The 21,657-nt window shown below is 67.1% G+C and carries 19 protein-coding genes; 8 read left to right on the top strand and 11 right to left on the bottom strand.

Annotation, left to right across the window (positions count from 1 at the left end; genetic code table 11):
• The first annotated feature begins 3 nt into the window (after positions 1 to 3).
• Genes E3T41_RS10115 through mutM form a run of 6 tightly spaced genes read left to right on the top strand, consistent with a single transcriptional unit; the run spans position 4 to position 6,210 of the window.
• Positions 4 to 1,380 carry a DUF58 domain-containing protein gene (locus tag E3T41_RS10115; RefSeq protein WP_134478402.1) on the top strand — a complete coding sequence of 459 codons (1,377 nt, stop codon included), beginning with the start codon at positions 4 to 6 and terminating at the stop codon, positions 1,378 to 1,380.
• On the top strand, positions 1,373 to 3,754 hold the full coding sequence (locus E3T41_RS10110; RefSeq protein WP_134478400.1) for a DUF3488 and transglutaminase-like domain-containing protein: 2,382 nt from the start codon (positions 1,373 to 1,375) through the stop codon (positions 3,752 to 3,754). The genes E3T41_RS10115 and E3T41_RS10110 overlap by 8 nt, the downstream gene beginning before the upstream one ends.
• Positions 3,755 to 3,791: 37 nt before the next feature.
• A complete protein-coding gene (locus E3T41_RS10105) occupies positions 3,792 to 4,361 on the top strand; it encodes a DUF177 domain-containing protein (protein WP_241991115.1) in 570 nt (189 codons plus the stop codon).
• Between the two features lie 2 nt (positions 4,362 to 4,363).
• Entirely contained in the window at positions 4,364 to 4,567 is a 204-nt protein-coding gene (gene rpmF, locus E3T41_RS10100) for a 50S ribosomal protein L32 (RefSeq protein ID WP_092108959.1), read from the top strand.
• Positions 4,568 to 4,600: 33 nt separating this feature from the next.
• On the top strand, positions 4,601 to 5,293 hold the full coding sequence (gene rnc, locus E3T41_RS10095; RefSeq protein WP_092449246.1) for a ribonuclease III: 693 nt from the start codon (positions 4,601 to 4,603) through the stop codon (positions 5,291 to 5,293).
• 5 nt (positions 5,294 to 5,298) lie between these two features.
• Positions 5,299 to 6,210, top strand: coding sequence for a bifunctional DNA-formamidopyrimidine glycosylase/DNA-(apurinic or apyrimidinic site) lyase (gene mutM / locus E3T41_RS10090; protein ID WP_092449245.1), 912 nt, complete (start codon positions 5,299 to 5,301; stop codon positions 6,208 to 6,210).
• 29 nt (positions 6,211 to 6,239) lie between these two features.
• On the opposite strand, the gene E3T41_RS10085 is transcribed toward mutM, so the two are convergent.
• Positions 6,240 to 7,325 carry a GNAT family N-acetyltransferase gene (locus E3T41_RS10085; protein ID WP_158251638.1) on the bottom strand — a complete coding sequence of 362 codons (1,086 nt, stop codon included), beginning with the start codon at positions 7,323 to 7,325 and terminating at the stop codon, positions 6,240 to 6,242.
• Positions 7,326 to 7,558: 233 nt separating this feature from the next.
• Between E3T41_RS10085 and smc the strand changes: the two genes are divergently transcribed.
• Complete coding sequence (gene smc, locus E3T41_RS10080) at positions 7,559 to 11,224, top strand: chromosome segregation protein SMC (RefSeq protein WP_134478398.1); 3,666 nt, start codon at positions 7,559 to 7,561, stop codon at positions 11,222 to 11,224.
• A 40-nt stretch (positions 11,225 to 11,264) separates the two neighbouring features.
• Positions 11,265 to 11,822 (top strand): HutD family protein, encoded by a 558-nt coding sequence (locus tag E3T41_RS10075; protein WP_092449242.1) that lies wholly within the window; start codon positions 11,265 to 11,267, stop codon positions 11,820 to 11,822.
• Here the strand turns inward: E3T41_RS10075 and E3T41_RS18760 are convergent.
• Genes E3T41_RS18760 through E3T41_RS10030 form a run of 10 tightly spaced genes read right to left on the bottom strand, consistent with a single transcriptional unit; the run spans position 11,819 to position 21,342 of the window.
• On the bottom strand, positions 11,819 to 11,944 hold the full coding sequence (locus E3T41_RS18760; RefSeq protein WP_255452959.1) for a hypothetical protein: 126 nt from the start codon (positions 11,942 to 11,944) through the stop codon (positions 11,819 to 11,821). The genes E3T41_RS10075 and E3T41_RS18760 overlap by 4 nt on opposite strands.
• A 42-nt stretch (positions 11,945 to 11,986) precedes the next feature.
• Positions 11,987 to 12,304, bottom strand: a complete 318-nt coding sequence (gene fdxA, locus E3T41_RS10070; protein ID WP_134478396.1) for a ferredoxin — start codon at positions 12,302 to 12,304, stop codon at positions 11,987 to 11,989.
• The gene (locus E3T41_RS10065) at positions 12,301 to 13,701 is read right to left on the bottom strand and encodes an FAD-dependent oxidoreductase (RefSeq protein WP_134478394.1); all 1,401 of its coding nucleotides are present in this window, start codon (positions 13,699 to 13,701) and stop codon (positions 12,301 to 12,303) included. The genes fdxA and E3T41_RS10065 overlap by 4 nt, the downstream gene beginning before the upstream one ends.
• A 44-nt stretch (positions 13,702 to 13,745) precedes the next feature.
• Entirely contained in the window at positions 13,746 to 14,666 is a 921-nt protein-coding gene (locus E3T41_RS10060; protein WP_104132585.1) for an ABC transporter permease, read from the bottom strand.
• On the bottom strand, positions 14,656 to 15,441 hold the full coding sequence (locus E3T41_RS10055; RefSeq protein ID WP_092449238.1) for an ABC transporter ATP-binding protein: 786 nt from the start codon (positions 15,439 to 15,441) through the stop codon (positions 14,656 to 14,658). Before E3T41_RS10055 ends, E3T41_RS10060 begins: the two co-directional genes overlap by 11 nt.
• Positions 15,438 to 16,865, bottom strand: a complete 1,428-nt coding sequence (locus tag E3T41_RS10050) for a sulfate adenylyltransferase subunit 1 (protein ID WP_134478392.1) — start codon at positions 16,863 to 16,865, stop codon at positions 15,438 to 15,440. Before E3T41_RS10050 ends, E3T41_RS10055 begins: the two co-directional genes overlap by 4 nt.
• A gap of 4 nt (positions 16,866 to 16,869) precedes the next feature.
• A complete protein-coding gene (locus tag E3T41_RS10045) occupies positions 16,870 to 17,916 on the bottom strand; it encodes an ABC transporter substrate-binding protein (RefSeq protein WP_092449236.1) in 1,047 nt (348 codons plus the stop codon).
• Complete coding sequence (gene cysD, locus E3T41_RS10040; protein ID WP_233195300.1) at positions 17,916 to 18,827, bottom strand: sulfate adenylyltransferase subunit CysD; 912 nt, start codon at positions 18,825 to 18,827, stop codon at positions 17,916 to 17,918. The genes E3T41_RS10045 and cysD overlap by 1 nt, the downstream gene beginning before the upstream one ends.
• Complete coding sequence (locus E3T41_RS10035; protein WP_134478390.1) at positions 18,824 to 19,609, bottom strand: phosphoadenylyl-sulfate reductase; 786 nt, start codon at positions 19,607 to 19,609, stop codon at positions 18,824 to 18,826. Before E3T41_RS10035 ends, cysD begins: the two co-directional genes overlap by 4 nt.
• Positions 19,606 to 21,342, bottom strand: coding sequence for a nitrite/sulfite reductase (locus tag E3T41_RS10030; protein ID WP_092449417.1), 1,737 nt, complete (start codon positions 21,340 to 21,342; stop codon positions 19,606 to 19,608). Before E3T41_RS10030 ends, E3T41_RS10035 begins: the two co-directional genes overlap by 4 nt.
• Positions 21,343 to 21,657 lie beyond the last annotated feature (315 nt).

The following is a 21,657-nucleotide window of genomic DNA, read 5'->3' as shown; positions in this document are numbered from 1 at the left end:
CTCATGGCCGCGCGCGGGGCAGGTGGTTCGGAGCGGTCGGCTTGGCTGCAGCGGCTCACCGCTGGGTTGACCTCCCGGCTCACCCGGCGCGGCGGTGTCTGTCTGATGGTCGGAGCCGTGATCTTCGCCAACGCGGTCGTCGTGAACAGCCGGGATCTGCTGTTCGTGGCCAGCATGCTCATCGTGGCGCCGCTCATCGCGGTCGGCTATGTGTCCGTGCGACCGGCGCGGGTGGAAGTGACCCGCACCTTCCGGCCGCCGATCCTGTCGGCCGGCGGCGAGAGCGTCGTGTCGCTGCATCTGCGCAACCTCTCGGCGCGGCCGTTGAGCGGCGCCCGCTGGGCCGATACCCCATCGCCCGGTATTACTACGCCGCCCGCGGCCATCCTGCCGCTGGTGAGTCGGCGAGGCGCGCCCGGTGACAGCGTGCGGCTGGAATACGCACTCTCGCCGCGTCAGCGCGGTGTCTACGCGGTGGGACCCCTCGGGGTGTCCCGTCACGACCCGTTCGGCTTCGCGCACGGCCTACGTCTGTTCGGTGAGCCGCATGACCTGATCGTCACACCGCGGGTCATGCTCCTTCCCGGCGGGGGACTGGCCCAGACCAGCAATGACGGTTCGATTCGGGAACTGCTGCGCCAGGCCATCCAAACCTCCGACGAACTCATCGCTCGTGAGTACCGGCCCGGGGATGCTCTGCGCCGCGTGAACTGGCCGGCCACAGCGCGGCACGGCGAAATCATGGTGCGGCAGGAGGAACAGCGCAGCAATCCTGAGGCCCGCATTGTGCTCGATACCACCCTGGCCGGTGCCGCCGGCCTGGGTCCCGGTCGGGTACCGCCGCATCTCGTGGCCGCATTCGAACTCGAGGTCGAGCTGGCGGCATCCGTTGGGGTGCACCTGATAGACGCGGGCTACCGGCTCGAAGTCATCGAACTCGGCGCGAGCCAGTTGGTGCCGGGCGGCGAACAGACGCTCGGTGGGCTGCACGGCGACGTGCCGGCCAGTTATCGTGCCCTCGGCGGCGATCGGGCCCTGTTGGAGGGCCTAGCGAGCGTCGTTCCGGTGCCGTGGCCAAGTCGCAGCACGCGCCTGGCGGCGTCACGACGAGTGCCGGTGCGTGCGGCCCTGCGCGGCGCAGAGTCGTTGCTGCCGACCTTTGCACTGTTGGTCAGCCTGTCTGAAGCGGATGTCGACGACCTCGTCGCCCTCGCCCGTCACTGCGATCCCGCCATTACGTTCGTGCAACGTACCGTCGTCGCTGTCGCCCGCGAACGGCTGCAGGAAGCCGGCTGGCGCTGCCTGGAGGTCGCGAGCATCGATGACCTCGAAACCGTGTGGAACGACGTGAATCGGGAGCGAGGCCCCGTTCATGACTAGCCTGGCGACGAAGCCGGTCGCTCTGCGCGGAGTCACCCCAGCCCAACCCCGACCGCGTGCCCGGCGGGGCGGTCGAGGTGCCGCCCGCTGGCCGCTGGCCCTGACCCAGCTCGTGCTGGTGCTCGTGTGCTGTGCGGCACTGGGCCCCCTGCTGCGGGGCACCGCCTGGTGGTGGGTCTGTGCAGTGGTCGCCAGCGCCGTGCTGCTGGGTTCTTCCGTATTCCGCCGTCTCGGCCTGCCGAGGGCCGTCGTTCCGTTGGCGAACACGGTGGTGTTGCTGGGCGCTCTGACGCTGCTGTTCGGCGGCGGATCCGGCCTGTTCTGGCTCATTCCGACACCACAAACGGTGGGCACGTTCAGCGGATTGATTGCCGCAGGGGGAGAGTCAGTTGCCCAGCAGAGCACGCCGGCGGCGGTGACCGTCGGCATCCTCTTTCTGCTCGCCGGCGGAACGGGACTGATCGCTATTCTGATGGACCTGCTCGCCGTGACCCTGCGCCTGCCGGCCGTCGGCGCGGCTGTGGCGCTCGTGCCGCTGCTGATTCCGGGCTTCATCATCGAGGACGGTGCCGATCTCGCCGCACTCGTGGCGGCGGCCGCCGCCTTTCTGCTGCTGCTGCGGGTGGACGTCTACGTTGGCCGCGTGCGGGAAGCCCGGCATTCACCGGCCGGACCGCACGCGCCCCGCGCCTTTCGGTCGGATCGGCCACGCGGGCCCGGACCGATGAGCGGCTCCATCGTGGTGGCATCGTTGACCATCTTGGGCGCCCTGATTCTGAGCACGGTCGCCCCGGCCTTCACTGTCGGGGGACTGGTCGCCTCCCGGTCCGGCGGTTTGCTGTTCGGCAGCGGCGTCAGCCCGATGATCAACCTGGGGCAGGATCTGCGTCGGCCCAAGGCCGGTCCGGCCTTCCATTACACCTCGACCGGCACCGAGCAGCCCTATTTCACACTACTGACCCTCGACGAAGTGATCGGCCTGAATTGGACGGCGCGCATCGACGCAGCCGACGTGCAAAACACCGTCGATCGCATTCCGCGACCCTTCGGTCTCGACGCCAACGTGGAGACCGCCCCGGCATCGACCACGGTCGTCATCGACGGCGTCACCAGCCGATGGCTGCCAGCGCCGGCCCGTGCCACGAGCATCGACGGGCTGAGCGGCCGATGGTATTGGGATAGCCGCACCCGGGCGATTACCAGTCGTTCCTCGAACACCGTCGGCCAGGAATACACGGTGTCGGCGTTGGAGCTCAAGCCAACGGCCTTGCAACTGCGCAGTTCGAGCACGAACTTTCCGGCGAGCGTGCAGGGCAACCTGCAACTGCCGGTAGACTCGCCGCCCATCATCGAGGAGACGGCCCGGCGAGTCTCAGCCGACACCACGTCGAACTATGACGCGGCGGTCGCCATGCAAAAGTACCTGCGCAGCAGCGTTTTCGCCTACGACACCGATGCCCCGGTCGAGGACGGCTACGACGGCGGCGGCGTCGACGTGATCGGGCAGTTTCTAGAAGCCAAGCGCGGCTACTGCGTGCACTTCGCCGCCACCATGGCCGCGATGGCCCGCACCCTCGGCATTCCCTCGCGGGTGTCGCTCGGCTATCTGCCCGGCGTCAAGTCGCAGGATCTCGAACAGGGGCTGGGCCGCTACAACGTTGATTCGCACGACCTGCACGCCTGGCCGGAACTGTACTTCGTCGGCATCGGCTGGGTGAAATTTGAGCCGACGCCTGGCCGGGGCATCGTGCCCAACTACGAGCAGGCCGAGGTTACTGGCACGCCGTCGACCGAGCCCGGTGCGCCCGGCTCCACGAACGCACCAGGCCTGAGCCCCGATCGGCTCGCCGACGATTCCGCCCTGGAACGCGGCGCGTCGGCGCAAACCGGCGACGCCGGTAACCGGCTCGGCATCGTCGGATTCAGCGCACTGGGTCTGCTCCTGCTTCTGGTTCCGGGTGCGGCGAGACGGATGCTGCGGCGCTGGCGGGTGCGCCACATCCGCTCCAAAAATGCCGGCGCGAGCCTCGCCTGGCTCGAAGTGCAGCACACCAGTCTCGATCTCGGGGTGCCTGTGCGCGTCACCGAGACGCCGCGCGCGTTCGCCGTGCGCCTGGAGCGGCTCGGCCCCCTCGACCCGGCGTCGGCGGCAGCGCTCGAACGAGTGCTGCTGGCGGTGGAACGGTCCCGGTTTGACCGATCGTTGGGCCAAGCGGAAACCCTCGTCGACGATCTGGCCCTGGTGGTGCGCGGGCTGCACGTCGGCGCGAGTGTCGGCATCCGTTTGCGAGCCCTGTTTGCGCCGCGATCGCTGTTCACCGTGCTGGGAGCGGTGCTGCGCGGGGAACGTCGAGCCGCCCCGATCGCCCCCTGAACGGAGTACCCACGCAGAAAGCGTAGAATTTACGACCGTGACTAAGTTCAAGAAGACGCCGTACACGGTCGACGTGCGTGACCTCATTAACCGCCCGGGCACCATGCACGAACGCCACCTCGGCATTGACGTACCCGACGACCTCGGCGCTGGCCTCGTGGCGGTGAAAGCCGGGTCGACCCTGTCGACTGAGCTGCGCCTCGAGGCGATGCACGAGGGAATTCTGGTAAGCGTCGAGGTCTATGCGCGGGCACTCGGTGAGTGCGGTCGATGCCTGAAAGACATCGACCTGCCGGTCCGAGTTCATTTTGCCGAGCTTTTCGGTTATCCTCAGGAGGAAGCCTTCGAGTTTGAGATTTCGGACGACCATGTCGATTTGGAATCTTTGATCCGGGACGCGGTAGTGTTATCACTTCCGTTCCAGCCGGTATGTCGGCGTGATTGCCCTGGTCTTGACAGTGAGACCGGGCTGCCGCTTGCCGAACTGCCCGAACTCGTTTCCGACGAGAGCTACGATCCCCGGTGGTCAGCGCTTGCGGGGTTTACGGCTTCCACAGACAAAGACATGGATGCGGACATCCATGTTTCAGACAGAGAAGAGAAGTAGTCATGGCAGTACCGAAGCGCAAGATGTCGCGTTCCAACACCCACTCGCGTCGCGCGCAGTGGAAGGCCACGCCTCCCACCCTCGTAAAGACCATGGAGGGCGGCAAGGTTGTCTACAGCCTGCCGCACCGTGCCAAGGTTGTCACCGACTCCACCGGCACTCCGTTGTTCATGGAATACAAGGGCCGTAAAGTCGCCGACATTTAAGTCGCCTCTTCTCTCCAGACCAGAACTCGGTCGATGAAAAGAGTTAATACCGAGCGGTCGCCCCTGTTGGCGACCCTCGGCGTGCAGATTGAACCGGTGATTCTGGAGCTAGCTCTGACCCACCGGTCTTTTGCGTACGAAAACGGCGGCATTCCCACAAACGAGCGCCTGGAATTTCTCGGCGACTCGATTCTGGGGCAAGCCGTCACGGTCATGCTTTACCGTACCTACCCGAACCTCGACGAGGGTCACCTCGCGAAGCGTCGGGCCAGCCTGGTGTCCACGGCCGCTCTCGCGCAGATTGCCCGCGGCCTCGGCCTGGGCGACTACATTCTGCTCGGTCGGGGCGAGACCCTCACCGGCGGCCGCGATAAGGCATCCATTCTCGCCGATACCGTCGAGGCGCTCATCGGCGCCACGTTTTTGGATGCCGGTGGCGAAGCTGCCACCGCGTTCGTGCTGCGCTTGATCGAGCCACTGCTGGCTGAACCTGGCCATTTTGGTGTGTCGATGGACCCGAAAACGAGCCTGCAGGAGCTCGCAGCGAGCGCTGGCGTCGGCGTTCCCGTGTACACACTCGAAGGTAGTGGCCCCGACCACTCCAAGGTGTATGTCGCGACGGTCGTTATTGGTTCGGCCGTGACCGCCCAGGGCGTCGGCCCCAGCAAGAAGTTCGCCGAAATGGCTGCGGCTCGTGACGCAATCGACCAGCTCAACGCGCTCTAACTTCTATGCCGGAGCTCCCCGAGGTGGAGGTCGTGCGTGCCGGTCTCCAGCCGGCCGTCACCGGCGCTCTCGTCACCGGGGTTGAAATCTTCGACGAGCGCTCCCTGCGTCGGCACGTTCCGGCGGCCGGATCCTTCGCCGAGCAGCTCACGGGGCGGCGAATTCTCGCCGCCGTGCGTCGCGGCAAATTCCTCTGGTTGCCCCTCGACAGCGATCGCGCCCTGGTCGTTCACCTCGGTATGAGCGGCCAGGTGCTGCTGCGCACACCGGGTGCCGCGGAGGATCGCATGTTGCGCATCCGCTTGACGCTGGAACACCCGACCCACGGCGAGCTGTGGGTCAATTTCGTCGACCAGCGCATCTTCGGCAGCATGGCCGTCGACGCGATGGGCCCGACCCGTGACAGCCTGCCGGGCGGATATTCGGGTCAGCCCCAAGCGGATGCCGCCTGGCAGAACCGCATTCCCTCACAGGTAGCGCACATTGCTCGCGACCCGATCGACCCCTCGTTTGCTTCGAACGCCTTCTTCGCCGCTCTCGCGCGCAAGAACACCGGCATCAAGCGGGCGCTGCTCGACCAGAACCTGATCAGCGGCATCGGCAATATTTACGCGGACGAGGCGCTCTTTGCCGCGCGGATCCACTACGAGCAGCCCGCAGCATCGCTGTCGGCGGCGAAGGCCAGAACGTTGCTCGCGGCCGTGCGCACCATTCTGCAGCGTGCCCTCGCCGAGGGCGGCACCAGCTTCGACGCCCAGTACGTCAACGTGAACGGGCAGTCCGGCTACTTCGCGCACAGCCTCGAGGCCTACGGTCGGCAGGGCACGCCGTGCTCCCGTTGCGGGACCCTGATCGTGCGCGAGCAGTTCATGAACCGCGGCTCGCACTTCTGCCCGCGCTGCCAGCGCCTGCGCTGACTGCCGGTCGGAGCCCTCGGTTTTCCGGATCATTTTTCGGCCGGCACGACCCGTTTCCAGGCACCCTCATAGCCCATCGGCACGAAGCCGAGCGCCTCGTTGACCACGAGCATGTGCCGGTTCTCTTCGGCGTTGAAGGTCGTCACCGACGGATGCCCCGGGCTTTCCTGCGCAAGATACTCCAAATTCGCCGTCTTCAGTAGCATGCCGAGGCGGTGCCCGCGGTGTTCCCGCAAGACCAGGGTGTCCTCCTGGCTGACGGACCGCTCGCGTTCGGCCGGTACCGACAGCTGGGTGAAGGCGACCAGGTGACCGCTCGGCTCGTGCAGCGCGGCGGCGGTGAGCATTCTCCGGGGGCTGGAGCCACGGGAGGTCTCCTCGTCGACCAGCCGGTCGGCGGTCCAGACGTCTTCGGGTTCCGTAAGGCCCGCAGTCGGGGCGTCGGTGCTCATCCGGGTATAGGGGACGGCGAGGTCGTCGCGCCAGCGCGGGGGAGTGCCCGCGCTCCAATAGTGAACGGTGTAGTCGCCGCCGGCGTGCGCTGCTGCATCCGCTTGAAAGCGGCGGATCACGCCCTCGTCGGCGGGTAGTGCGAGTCGGCTGCCGCGCTCGACCTGTTCTAGCCGGTAGCCGCGCGCGAGCAGAAAACGCACCTCGGCGTTGTCTTGTGGGACCGACCCGAAGCCGGTCGGTGCGGTCAGGCGTTCTCCGGGGGTATCCGCAGACACCGTGTACACGATCAGCTCGTGCCGATTCTCGGTCCCGACAAGGTGTTCGACCCGGTCGGCGAGGGCCGTGCCGATGCCGCACCTGCGCCAGGCTGGCAGCACCTGCACGCCCAGCCAGGCATGGTCGTCGTTTGCGTCGAGCAGGGTTTCATAGGTGGCGCGGGCCACCACTGTGCCCTCAACCCGAGCAACGAACATGCGCTTAGGGTCGTATTTCGGATTGAGCCATCCGGGCAGCAGCTCGGCAGCCGAATAGTTGAGTGCGTTCGTACCAAACCCCTCAGCCTCGACGAGGTTTCGCAGCGCGGCCACCGCCACGAAGTCGGGCCAGCTGGGCGCGTGCGGTGTAGCGGGAATGACGAGTTCGTCGATTGAGAAGTCGCTCATGCTGCGCCACAGTAATCCGAACAGCACCAGTCCGTGCGGCCGGCCCCGCATAGAACCGCGGATAATTTCGCCCGCAGCCCCGATCTGAGTGCCGAGGCCGCCGAAACGTCTCCGCGGTTCTGCACGCAACTCTTCCCAATAAGCGGATGTCCCGGCCGCTGTCGGTGGCGCAGGGTACCGTTGAACCAGCCCCGAGACCAGGACTCGCGGCCGACCGACCGAAAGGGTGCCCGTTGTATCTGAAGAGCCTCACCCTCAAGGGGTTCAAATCGTTCGCGCAGCCGACGACGTTCGCCTTCGAGCCCGGCGTTACGTGCGTGGTCGGCCCGAACGGGTCGGGCAAGTCCAACGTGGTCGACGCGCTCGCCTGGGTGATGGGGGAGCAGGGTGTGAAAACCCTGCGCGGCGGCAAGATGGAAGACGTCATCTTCGCCGGCACATCGACGCGCGGGCCGCTCGGTCGGGCCGAAGTCATCCTCACCATCGACAACTCCGACGGCGCCCTGCCGATCGAGTACTCCGAGGTCACCATCTCCCGCACGCTGTTTCGCAATGGCGCGAGTGAATACGCCATCAACGGGCGCACCTGTCGGCTGCTCGATATGCAAGAGCTGCTCAGCGATTCCGGTCTCGGCCGGGAGATGCACGTCATCGTCGGTCAGGGTCAGCTCGACGCCGTGCTGCGTGCGACCCCCGAAGAGCGTCGCGGCTTCATCGAAGAAGCCGCGGGCATTCTTAAACACCGACGTCGCAAAGAGAAAACGCTGCGCAAGCTCGACGCCATGCAGACCAACCTCACCCGGCTGAGCGACCTCGCCGGGGAAATTCGCCGCCAGCTCAAACCGCTCGGCCGTCAGGCCGACATCGCCCGCGAGGCGCAGACCATCGCCGCCGTGGTGCGCGATGCCCGCGCGCGCTTGCTCGCTGACGACGTTGTGCTGCTGCGCGCCGCGCTCGACGCCCATAATCACACCGAGAGCGAACGGCACACCGAACGGGTCGTGCTGCAGGAGCAGCTCGCGCAGAAGCAGGGTCGGGTGCAGCGGCTCGAACTGGCCCAGGTCGGCGACGCCGTCGATCTGGCCCGCCGCACCAGTTTTGGCCTGGAGTCGGTGCAGGAACGCCTGCGCGGCCTGTTCACTCTCGCCAACCAGCGACTGGCCCTGCTCGGTTCGCAGGCTGAGCCGACCGGTCCGGCCTTCAGCGTCACGCCCGCCATGCTGACGGATGCTGCTGCCGAGGTTGAACAACTGCGCGCAAGCATCGGGACGGCCGAGACGGCCTGGGGCACCGCCCGGGAGCAGAGCGCGGCGGCACGGTCGCAGCTGGATGCCGTCGACGACGACATCGCCGCTCAGGCTGCGCTCGTCACCCGGCATGATCTCGAAATCTCGCAGCTGACCGGCCAGTCCGAGACGGCCCGGTCGCGGCTGGCCGCTGTACGCGGCGAACAACTACGGCAGCAGAACGCCCTCGACGCGGCGTTCGATCGCAGCGAGAAGGCACAAAGTCAGCTGGCCGAGCTCGAAACGGCCGTGACCGAGGCCGCCGAAGAACCAGACTCCGACGACCTGTCCGAGGCACTCGCACTGGCGCAGACCGCAGTGCAGCGCGTCGAGGCCGACGTGGAACGACTGCGCGATGAGCTGCACCAGCACGAACGCGAGCGCGACGCCCAGGCGGCCCGGCAGGGTGCATTTTCCCTCGCACTCGACCAGAAAGACGGTTCCTCCGCACTCCTCGGCGCGCAGCTCCCCGGTATCCGTGGCCTGGTGGCCGATCGGGTGCGCGTGCAACCCGGGTTCGAGGCGGCGATCGCCGCCGCGCTCGGGTCTCTCGCCGACGCGGTGCTGGCCGACAACCGCGAGGCAGCACTGGAAGCCATCGGCCACGCCCACACCGACGATCTCGGCCGGGTCGAACTCCTCATCGCGGACGGTGCCGACACCCTGGCTCCGGGCGTTGATTCCAGCGTTGATCTGGGCGCGGGCATCCGTTGGGCGACGTCGGTCGTCGACGGGCCGGCCGGAGTGCGTGCTCTGCTCGCCCAGACCGTGATCGCCGACGATCTCGCCGTAGCCCGCGCCGCCCAGCTGACCGACACCGTGACGATCATCACACTCGTCGGTGAGGTGCTGGGCCCGTGGGTCGTGCGCGGCGGATCCGGCGCCCGGCCGAGCAAACTCGAACTCGTCGCCGAACGCGACACCGCCGCCGAAAAGCTAACCACCGTCACAGCACTGATCGAGCGGGTGCGCTTCGACCTCGGCGATCAGCGTACCCTGCTGCACGCGCACAAAGAGCAGTCGGTCAGCGCGCGGGCGGCCGTGCGCGCCCTCGAAACGCAGCTCGCCACTCAGACGGAACGCCGCGGCCGCCTCACGGTGCAGGCCGACGCCGCGACCGCCGACCTCGCCCGGGTCAGCGCCGCCCTGACACTCGCGACCCGCGCCGTCGAAGAGGTCGAAGCCGTCGTCGCCGAGGCGTCCGCCACGCTGGTCACCGCCCAGTCCCGGCCACGACCCCTCCTCGATGCGACCGTGCGCGATGCGCTCTACCGTGAGCTGGAGGTCGCCCGGGATCGTGAGGTGGAAGCTCGCCTCCAAGTTGAAACGGCCCGCGAACGGGTGCGGGCCGGTGAGGCACACGTCGTCGCCCTGACCGAGCAGCTCGCGGCCGAGCATACGGCCGCCGAGGCCGCGGCCCGGCGCGCCGTCATTCGCCGCCGCCAAGTGGATGCCGCTTCCCGCGTTGCCGAGGCGCTCCCGGCCGTGCTCGCCGCGGCCGACCGCTCGGTCGCCGAGGCCCGGCTGCGTCTGGCCAGCGCCGAGGCCGAACGCACCAGTCAGAACACCGAACTGCAGCAGCTTCGCCTCGACGAGAGCGCCTGGCGTGAGCGGCTGGCCGCGATCACCGAGAACGTGCACGGTCTCGAACTCGAGATCTACGAGAAGAAGCTGCACCTCTCGGCTCTGCTCGAACGGGCCGGCAGCGAACTGGGCCTGACCGAAGACGTGCTTGTGGCCGAGTACGGGCCCGATCAGCTGATCCCGACCGACGGCATGATCGTCTCTGACGACTCCGGCGCCGACAGCACCCCGCACGCCAGTGGGGCCAGTGAACGCGCTGCCGGTGAGCGCGACAGCGACGACCGCACCGCGAGCGATCGCGACATCGCGGGCCGCAGAGCCGACGGCATCCGCTTTAATCGGGCTGAACAGCAGAAGCGGTTCGCGGCCGCCGAACGCAAGCTCGGCCAGTTGGGCAGGGTCAACCCGCTCGCGCTCGAAGAATTCGCCGCGCTCGAGCAGCGGCACCGATTTCTCACCGAACAGCTCACCGACCTCACCGAAACTCGCAGCGACCTGCTCACCATCATCGCCGACATCGACGAGAAGATGCAGGCCATCTTCTCCGACGCCTTCGACGACACCCAGGCGGCCTTCGCCGAGGTGTTCCCGGTGCTGTTTCCCGGCGGCAGCGGCAGTATCTGGCTCACCGACCCCGATGATCTGCTGACGACCGGCATCGAGGTGTCGGTCAAACCGGCCGGCAAGAAGATCGAACGGCTCTCGCTGCTTTCGGGCGGTGAACGTTCCCTCGCCGCGGTCGCTCTGCTGATCGCCATTTTCAAGGCCCGCCCCAGCCCGTTCTACATTATGGACGAAGTGGAAGCGGCCCTTGACGACGCCAACCTCGGCCGGCTGCTGACCATCTTCGAAGATCTGCGCGAAACCAGCCAGCTCATCGTCATCACGCACCAGAAACGCACCATGGAAATAGCGGATGCCCTCTATGGCGTCAGTATGCGGCAAGACGGGGTCAGCGCCGTCGTCGGTCAGCGCGTGGGGACTCGTGCTGACCAACGAGAGCGCGACCGGGAACCGGCGGCGTCCTGACCGCTCGGCGTCTGCCGTCTGCTAACCTGAGCCTGAAATCATGCACATTATTCGACTTGACTCTCTTCGACCCGCCCCCTGGCGTAACGGCGGAGGGACCACCCGCGAGGTGGCGTCCTTCCCCGCCGGCGCGGTGGACTTCGACTGGCGCATCAGCATCGCCGACGTGACCGCGGCCGGTGATTTCTCGAGTTTTCCAGGGGTCGACCGCATCCTCACGGTGATCGAGGGCGAGCTGATGGTCGTGATCGTCGATGGCGAAGAGCACGCCATGGAGCAATACCGGCCATTCCGGTTTTCCGGTGACAGCGCGACGAGCTGCGCCCTGCCGGTCGGCGATACCAGAGACCTGAATGTGATGACGAGGCGCGGAGCATTCAAGGGCTTTCTGTCGATCGTCGAGCTGTCGAAGAAACGCGCCCACCCGGTGTTCGACGACCAATTCGCCCTACTGCTGAAGGGGTACGCCGTCGTGACCGCCGGCGGCGAGGAGGCCAAGCTGGGTGCCCTCGATACCGTGCGCGGCGACGATCCAGCCCCGGAAGTTCTCGGACGGGGATTCCTCGCCGTCATCACCCTGGAAGCGGTTCCGACCTAAGCGGATGCTGTTGCGGCATTCGCCACCGCTTCGTTGCCGAGCAAGCCTGCGGCATACAGAATCACGAGCGCGATGAGAAGTGCTCCTGCAATGAGCAGTGCTACCCACAGTGCCGGCCTCAAGCCCGAGCCTTATCCATAGCGTGCAGAATAGCAGTCGCGCCGTTACCCCTGTGGCGGCAGCGCGCTGATCAACGCGTGGTCCTTGGCGAGCACGCCGACCTTGGCCGCGCCGCCCGGGGAGCCGAGGTCGTCGAAGAATTCGACGTTGGCCTTGTAATAGTCGGCCCACTGTTCGGGCAGGTCGTCTTCGTAGTAGATGGCCTCGACCGGGCAGACCGGTTCGCAGGCGCCGCAGTCGACGCACTCATCGGGGTGAATATAGAGGGAGCGTTCGCCTTCATAGATGCAGTCCACCGGGCATTCGTCGATGCAGGCACGATCTTTGACATCGACGCAGGGCAGCGCAATCACATAGGTCACAGTGTCAGCAACGCTTCTGTGCGAGAGATCGCAACCTGTTCGGCCCGAGAGACGACTTTGACTCGCTCCCGACCGGGAGTGACCAGGTCCTGCGCGCCGAGCAGCTGCTCGTGCGCGTCCAGGGTGCGCCAGCCCTCCCAGGTCGTGAACTCGACGCCGCGCTCCGCCAGCAGGGTCAGAATCGCCTCCGCTGATTCGTCAGCCGTTTCGCCGGAGACGAGCGCGGGCAGGTCGGCCACGAGCCGGGTCACCGTCTCGAGGGCGTCGCCTTTGGTATGGCCGATCAGGCCGACCGGGCCGCGCTTGATCCACCCGGTGGCGTACAGCCCGGCAAGAGGCTCGCCGGCGGCATCAAGCACCCGCCCGCCGTCGTTCGGAATGACGCCGCGCACGGCGTCGAACGGCACCTCGGTCAGAGCGCTGCCCCGATAGCCGACCGCGCGATAGACGGCCTGCACCGGGTAGTCGACGATCTGGCCGGTCGACCGCACGCCACCGTCTCCGGTGTGTTCGGTACGTTCAAAGCGGATGCCTTCCACTCGTCCATCGCCGTAGACCTCGACCGGCGAGTGCAGAAAGTGGAGGTGCAGGCGACGTGAGGCGCCGAGCGGAGCCTTGGTGAGCCATCCGTTCAGCGTGCGGGTCATGATCTTGACCTGGTTGTTGCTGGCGACGAGCTGTTCGCTGTGCGAATCGGGAGTGAAGTCTTCGGCGTAGACGACGAGGTCGACGTCGGGAATATCGGCGAGTTCGCGCAGTTCGATCGGGGTGAATTTCACCTGTGACGGCCCGCGGCGGCCGAACACGTGCACGTCGGTCACCGGGGATCCGGCGAGCCCGGCGTAGACCGAGGCGGGAATGTCGGTGCTGAGCAGATCGTCGGCGTGCTTGGCCAGGATGCGGGCCACGTCGAGGGCGACGTTGCCGTTTCCGATGACGGCCACGTCGGTCGCGTCGAGCGGCCATTCCAGCGGCACATCGGGGTGGCCGTCGTACCAGGAGACGAAGTCGGCGGCGCCGAACGAGCCGGGCAGGTCGATGCCGGGAATGACGAGCGGGGCGTCGAGAATGGCGCCGGTGGCGAAGATGACCGCGTGGTAGTGCTCGCGCAGATCAGCCAGGGTCAGGTCGGTGCCGTAGGTGACGTTGCCGATGAAACGAATGATGCCTGCGTCGAGCATCTCCTGCAACGACTTGACGATGCCCTTGATGCGCGGGTGGTCGGGGGCGACGCCGTAGCGAATGAGTCCGTAGGGGGCCGGCAGCGCATCGAACAGGTCGATGGCCACGGTGTGACCGGTTTCGAGCACGAGCCGGTTGAGAATATTGCCGGCGTAGATTCCGGCCGGGCCGGCGCCGATAATGGCAACGCGCAGTGCAGAGGGAGCGGGGGTCATAAGGAGCCTTTCAAACAAAGGGAAGAAGAGTGGATGCGGGCGGGTCAGCGCAGGCCAGCGGCCATCAGTCCGCGGCGGCGCAGCAGGCGACGCTCGATCGGGGCGAAGATCACGAGTTCCACCAGGATTCCGACGAACAGAATCACCAGGATCGTGGCGAGCACCCCGGACAGGTCGGCGAGCTCGCGGCTTTGGTGCAGCATGGAACCGAGACCGAAGCCGATCGTGCCGCCCATGGTGATGATCTCGGCGGCCATGAGTGAGCGCCAGGCGAAGGCCCAGCCCTGCTTGAGGCCGGAGAAATAGCCGGGCAGGGCGGCGGGCAACACCACGAGGGTCGCCATCTGCAGGTGCGAGGCGCCGAGTACCGTGCCGACGCGGCGCAGCTGCGGTGGAATCTGATCGACGCCCGAGACGAGCCCATTGGCAATCGAGGGGACAGCGCCCATCAGAATGACGAAGTACACCGTGGCGTCGGTGAGGCCGAACCACATGATCGCGGCGGGAACCCAGGCGACCGAGGGGAGCACCTGCAAGCCGGAGAGCAGCGGTCCGAGCGCACGCCGCACCGGGCGGCACTCCGCGAGCAGCAGCCCGATCGGGGTGCCGATGGCGATGGCGATGAGAAAGCCGAGACCGCCGCGCTCGAGGCTCGTCGATACCGCGAGTTGCAGGCGGTCGCTCGACCAGGCACTCACGAGGGAATCGAATACGTCTAAGGGGCCGGGAGTGAGGTCGGGCCGGGGTTTGACGATGAGAATGTAAACCTGCCAGGCCGCGACCAGCGCAATGAGCAGCAGAATCGGGGGAAGGACACCGTCGAGGGTGCGGCGAAAGGCGCCGCGGGGCGTTTCGGGAACGGCCTGCAGCGAATCCAAACCGGCTTCGAGGCGGCGCAGTTCGTCGTGGCTCGGGTCGTTGGTTGCTCCGCCACGAATGGTGTCGGTGCGAGCATCAAGCGGCATTGCGGCGGATCTCCTCGCGCAGCTGGTCAGTGATTTCGTCACCGAGGCGGGCGACCTCGGGGGACTCGATCCGGCGGGAGCCGGTGTCGGTGATGGTCCATTCGTTGACGATGCGGCCTGGGCGTGAGGACATCAGCAGAATGCGCTGTCCCAGCCGTGCGGCCTCGCGCACGTTGTGGGTGACGAACACGATCGTGCGGCCGGTCTGGCGCCAGACCCGTTCGAGTTCTTCGTGCAGCAGGTCGCGGGTGATGGCGTCGAGCGCGGCGAAGGGTTCGTCCATCAGCAGCACCTTGCGGTCCTGCGCGAGCGAGCGGGCCAGGGCGACCCGCTGCCGCATACCCCCGGAGAGTTCGTGCGGGCGTTTGTCGGCGGCATCGGCGAGGTTGACCAGGTCGAGCAGTTCGAGGGAATCCGCTCGGCGGTCCTTGCGCGGAACCCCGCGCAGTTTCAGGGCCAGCTCCACGTTGCGGCCGGCCGTCAGCCACGGAAACAGCGCTGCGTCCTGGAACATGACGGCGGCCTTGCCGCTCGCCACGGTGACGGCGCCCTCGGTGGGTTTCTCCAGGCCGGCAATGATGTTGAGCAGCGTGGACTTTCCACATCCGCTTGCCCCGAGCAGGCAGACGAACTGGCCGGCTTCGATCGACAGGTTGATGTCATCGAGCACGAGCGGACCGGTGCCGTAGCGCTTACCGAGGCCATCGATCGTGATCGCGACGGGTTCGAGCGCGGTCGGGGCCGGGGCGACAGACACGCTGGTCAGGGAGGTCACGGCGACACGTCCGACCCGGCACCCGAGCCGTCGCCGGCGCGGGTGGGCTCGCCCGGCGCGGTGACGATACCGGCGGCCAGGGTTGCGCCGTCCTGCGGGTGAATGACGAGGAACGCCCCGGAGCGACGATTCTGCGCATAGCGTTCCACCGGCAAATCGCGCGACAAACGGATGTTGGCCTGCCCGATATCGTTCACGGCCAGGCTGGTGGCGGGTTCGACGCCGAGGGTCGTGAGGTCGAGGCGGCCGGTGACCTCGCGAATCAGGGCCTGCACGACGGTCGTGCCGAACTTCAGGAGCACGCGGGCTCCCGGTGCGAGCGGACGCGGGTCGAGCCAGAACAAATCGGCTTCGAGGGCGCGGGTGACCGGGGGCAGGCTGCCTGCGGCCGCGATGACGGCCCCTCGGGCGATGTCGAGGTCGTCGGCCAGGCGCAGCGCGATCGACTGGGGCGCGAAGGCCTCGTCGAGCTGCACTCCGGCGAAGTCGATACCGGTGACGGTGCTGGTGCCTCCGCCGGGCTCGACGCTTACCATGTCGCCGACCTTGATGCTGCCGCTCGCGACCTGCCCGGCGTAGGCCCGGTAGTCGCGGTAGGAATCGACCAGTTCCGGGGAGACGACGACCGCGCCCTGCGGCCGCAGCACGAGCTGAACCGGCAGGCGGAACGCCTCGGTGGCGCGCCCGGAATCGTCGAGGTCGTCGATCACGGTGAGGGTTTCGAGCAGTTCGAGCAGGCTCGGACCGGCATACCAGGGGGTGCGCTCGGAGCGGTCGACGACGTTGTCGCCGACCAGGGCCGACACCGGAATGACGTGGACCTCCGCACGCGAGTCAGAACCGAGGCCGAGTTCGGCGGTGACCAAGCGAACGCTCGCCTCCACCTCACGGAAGGAGGCCTCGTTGTAATCGAGGAGGTCGATCTTGTTGACCGCGACGATTACGTGCGGCACGCGCAACAGGGCGACAACGCTGAGGTGCCGGCGGGTCTGCTCGAGCACGCCCTTGCGGGCGTCGATGAGCATGATGACGGCATCCGCTGTGGTGGCGCCGGTGACCATGTTGCGGGTGTACTGCACGTGGCCGGGGCAGTCGGCGAGAATGAACGAGCGGGCGGGAGTCGCGAAGTAGCGGTAGGCCACGTCGATGGTGATGCCCTGTTCGCGTTCGGCGCGCAGGCCGTCGGTCAGCAGGGCGAAGTCGATGCCACCGCTCTCGCCGCCGAAGCCACGCTCGGTGGACGTGCGGGTGACGGCTTCGAGCTGGTCGGCGAGGATCGCCTTCGAATCGTGCAGCAGCCGGCCCACCAGGGTGGACTTGCCGTCGTCGACCGAACCGGCCGTCGCGAAGCGGAACAGGGTGCCTTCGGGGGCGGCGACGGCGGCTTCCGTGGTGAGGTCCTGGGTGTCAATGGTGAGGGTCATGCGATTACTCCGTTCCGAGTCCGGCGGCCGAAACAGGCGCGCCTTGCGCTGCGGCGAGAATGCCGTTGAGCTGGGTCAGGTCAAACAAGCCATTGAGGTCGCCGTCTTTTGCGAGGCCGGCAGAGACTGCTCGTTTCAGCGAGACCGGAAAAGTGCCGGCCAGGGGGTCATTGGTGAAGTGCAGGCCGACCAATGCGCGTTCGATGACCGCGTCGGCGAGCGGCTTGCCGGTGTCGGCGGTCAGCTTCGCGTTGATCACGCCGGCCGCCTCGGCCTGGTGCTCGTTCAGCCAGGCAATGGATGCCGTGTGTCCCTCGAGCAGCGCCCGCACCGTTTCCGGGTGGTCGCGATTGAAATCAGCACCGACAAGCAGCACGGTCGTGGGGAATTCGCCCTTCGGCCACCGGGATGATTCTTCGACGAGCACGTGAGCATCCGCTTCGAGCACCAGCCGAGAGACCCAAGGTTCGGGCAGCCAGGCGCCGTCGATCTGCCCACTCTGCAGCAGGGTGAGCGCGCGGGCGTTGTCGGTCGGGGTGACCGTCACGTCGCCGCCACCGGTCGTGCTGGTCTCGTAACCCTCGTCCTCGAGCCAGGAGCGGAGGGCAATGTCCTGCGTGTTGCCGAGCTGAGGGGAGGCGAGAGTCGTGCCGGCGAGGTCGGCGGGGGAGTCGATGCCGTCGCGCACGACGAGGGCGGCGCCGCCGATTGTGGCACCCGCCACGATCACCGCGCTCTGCCCCTTGCTCTGAACAAACGTGTTGATGGCCGGGCTCGGACCGACGTAGGCGGCATCGATAGCACCGGCGCTGAGCGCCTCGATCGCGGCCGGACCGGCACCGAAAGCCTGGGCGGTCAGGGTCGTTTCGCCGAGGGCGTCGGCGAAGAATCCCTGCTCGATGCCGACCAAGGCCGGGGCATGGGTGAGGTTGTCGAAGTAGCCGAGTCGGATTTCCTGGACCGGCCCGGTGGCGGAGGCCGCGCCGGAGCATCCGCTCAGCAGCAGCGTCACGGCCAGGGTGACGCCGACCGCGGAGATGGGGACGCGCATCAGAAGTATCCTTCCTTCTTGCGGTCTTCCATGGCGGCCTCTGAAATGCGGTCGTCGGCGCGGGTTGCGCCTCGTTCGGTGATGGTGGAAACGCCCACTTCGCGCACGACATCGGCGACGGATGCTGCGGTCGAGTCGACCGCACCGGTGCAGCTCATATCACCCACCGTGCGGTACCGAACCGTGCGCGTTTCGACGGTTTCGTCGGCACGGGGCAGGCTGACCGGGCTGACCGAGCGCCACATATTGTCGCGGCGGTAGACCTCACGCTCGTGGGCGTAGTAAAGCGGGGGCAGCTCGATGTTTTCGCGTTCGATGTAGCGCCAGACGTTGAGTTCGGTCCAGTTGCTGATCGGGAAGGCGCGCACGTGCTGGCCGACGGTGTGGCGGCCGTTGTAGAGGTTCCACAGTTCGGGGCGCTGGTTGCGCGGGTCCCACTGGCCGAATTCGTCGCGCAGGGAGAGGATGCGTTCCTTGGCGCGGGCTTTGTCTTCGTCGCGGCGGGCGCCACCGAAGACAGCGTCGTGCCGGCCGGCGGCGATGGCGTCGAGTAGCGGGAGGGTCTGCAGCGGGTTGCGGGTGCCGTCGGCGCGTTCGGCGAGACGGCCGTCGGCGACGTAATCCTCGACCTTGGCGACCGTGAGGCGCACCCCGTGCGCTGCGACGGTCTTGTCGCGAAACTCCAGCACCTCGGGGAAGTTGTGGCCGGTGTCCACGTGCAGCAGCGAGAAGGGAATCTTGCCCGGCCAAAAGGCCTTCGCGGCGAGGTGCAGCACCACGACGGAGTCCTTGCCGCCGCTGAACATGAGCACGGGCCGCTCGAACTCGGCGACGACCTCACGAATAATGTGGATGGCTTCGCTCTCGAGCACGTCGAGTTCGGAAAGGCGGTGTGCCGTCGTGGTAGTCATAGGTGGAGCCCGCATTCTGTCTTCTTGAGGGTGGCCCAACGGCCGGAACGGGGATCGGCTCCCGCCGCGACGGGCTGGGTGCACGGGGCACAGCCGATGGAGGGGTAGCCCTGCGACAGGAGTACGTTCACCGGCACGTGATTCTCGGTGGCGTAATCCATCAGTTCGTCGTAGCTCCAGGCGGCGACCGGGTTGACCTTGACCAGGCCATTGCGTTCGTCCCAGGTGACCAGGGGCGTGTTGGCGCGGGTAGGGGCTTCGTCGCGGCGCACACCGGTGAACCACAGTTCGTAGTCGCCGAGCGAACGCTGTAGCGGTTCCACCTTGCGCATGGCGCAGCAGGAGTTGGGGTCGCGGGCGAACAGTTCGGCGCCGTGCAGGGCGTCCTGCTCCGGAACTGTCGTGAGCGGCAGCACGTCAACGACAGTCACCGGAAGGGCGGCGGCGACAGCGTCGCGGGTCTCGTAGGTTTCGGCGAAGTGGTAGCCGGTATCGAGAAAGAGCACGTCGACGTCGGGCAGCTGCTTAGACACGATCTCGGGGAGTACCGCGTCGGCCATGGAGCAGGCGACGGCGACACTGTCGGCGCCGAAGTTGCGCGCGACCCAGGCCACGACCTCCGCAGCGGTGGCCTCGCGCCCGTTGGCTGCTGCGGCCGCTTCGAGTTCGGCTGAGCCAGCTTCGGCGAGGGCCTGCAGTTCGGCGGCCGGTCGGCGCGGCGGCAGGTCACGGGCAACGGATGCCGCGGCCTGTTTGACCGCGTTCAGATTGATGGCGCTCATTTGAGGTCCTCCTCGTCGGCGCGGTGCGCCCACTGGGCAAAGGTTTCGTCGTCGGTGCGGGCGGCCAGGAAACGCAGCACGAGGCTCTCGACATAGTCGGCGAGGTTCTCGGCGGTTACCTTGAGGCCGCGCACGGTACGGCCGAGGCCGGCCTCGTCACGGTCAGCGGAGACCAGGCCGCCGCCGAGGTGCACCTGGAAGCCGGGGGTGGACCCGCCGTTGCCGTCGGGCAGCAGCTGGCCCTTGAGCCCGATGTCCGCAGTCTGAATGCGGGCGCAGGAGTTGGGGCATCCGTTCACGTGCAGGCTGATCGGGTGCGGGGCATCGATTCCGGCGAGCCGTTTCTCCAGCTCGAGGATGGCATCCGTTGCCGTCTGCTTGGTCTCGACGATGGCGAGCTTGCAGAATTCAATGCCGGTGCAGGCGATGGTCGAGCGGCGGAACAGGCTCGGGCGGGCCGACAGCCCGATCTCGTCGAGGGCCGCGATCAGGGGTTCGACGTGTTCTTCGGCGATGTCGAGCACGACGAGCTTCTGGTGCGGCGTGGTGCGCAGTCGGCTCGAACCGTGGGCTTCGAGCAGGTCGGCGACACGGGTAAGGGTCTGACCGGAGATACGACCGACGAAGGGGGCCAGCCCGATGTAGAAGCGGCCGTCCTTCTGCTTGTGCACACCGATGTGGTCGCCCTGCGTCTTCGGGCGCGGTGCGGCAGGGCCGTCGGGCAGGGTATAACCGAGATATTCGTCTTCGAGAATACGACGGAACTTGTCGGTGCCCCACTCGGCGAGCAGAAACTTGAGGCGGGCCTTGCCGCGCAGGCGGCGGTAGCCGTAGTCCCGAAAGATGGAGACGACGCCGCGCCAAACCTCGGACACCTGGTCGGGAGCGACGAAGGCTCCGAGCCGTTCGGCCAGACGCGGGGTGGTGCTGAGCGCGCCGCCGACCCAGAGATCGTAGCCGATGCCGAGTTCGGGGTGCTCCACGGCCACGAGGCCGATGTCGTTGATCTCGTGCACGACGTCCTGGCTGGGGTGACCGGTGATGGCGGTCTTGAACTTGCGCGGCAGGTTGGCGAATTCGTCGGTGCCGAGATATTTGCGGGCAAGCTCGTTGATCGACTCGGTCGGGTCGATGAGTTCGTCGGCGGCGATGCCGGCCACGGGGGAGCCGAGGAACACGCGCGGCACATCACCGCAGGCCTGGGTGGTTTCGAGTCCGACGGCTTCGAGGCGGCGCCAGATTTCGGGCATGTCCTCGATCTGGATCCAGTGCAGCTGAATGTTCTGGCGGTCGGTCAGGTCGGCGGTGTCGCGGCCGAAGTCGCGGGACACCTCACCAATCACACGGGCCTGTTCGGTCGTGAGCTGGCCGCCGTCGATGCGCACCCGAAGCATGAAGTAGCGGTCTTCGAGCTCTTCCGGTTCCAGGGTGGCGGTCTTGCCGCCGTCGATGCCGGGCTTGCGCTGCGTGTAGAGGCCCCACCAGCGAAAACGGCCGTGCAGGTCGGTGCCGTCGATCGAGTCGAAACCCTGCTTGGAATAGATCTGCTCGATGCGGCCGCGCACGGCGAGGCCATTGTCGACCTGTTTCCAGACCTCGTTGCCGTTGAGCGGTTCGGTGCCGTCGATCTTCCACTGGCCGTTCGGACGGGTGGATGGCCGCGGCGAGCGAGCTGCTGCCAGCTTGGTGGCTGCCGCCGGAGCGTTCTCGGCCCCCGTCGTGACGGTGGGCACCGTCTCGGTTTCGTTCGGCACGTCGGCTCCCTCGGTTTGCGGCGCCGCTCCAATGATTTCGATCGCAGCGACCCCGCCAACGCTACTGCGACCACGGTGCAATGTCGCAGCCGAGGGTCACGTGCTGTCACACACTGTCACGCAGCGTCATACAGACCGCCGGGTACTCGGCGCGCCTTCCGGGCAGTGGATGACGGCGGCGCCTGAGTGGTGTCGCGGACATCCGCTTGGTTGGTGCCGCTCACCGGCCATTGCTGCCACGGGGACAAGCTGGTGCCGCTCGCCGCGCGCAAGGCGGCGGCGCCCCCGTAGGCT

Origin of the sequence: Cryobacterium sp. Hh38 (assembly GCF_004403235.1) — a bacterium.
Lineage (GTDB): Bacteria > Actinomycetota > Actinomycetes > Actinomycetales > Microbacteriaceae > Cryobacterium > Cryobacterium levicorallinum.
This window is presented reverse-complemented; position numbering and strand designations above follow the sequence as displayed.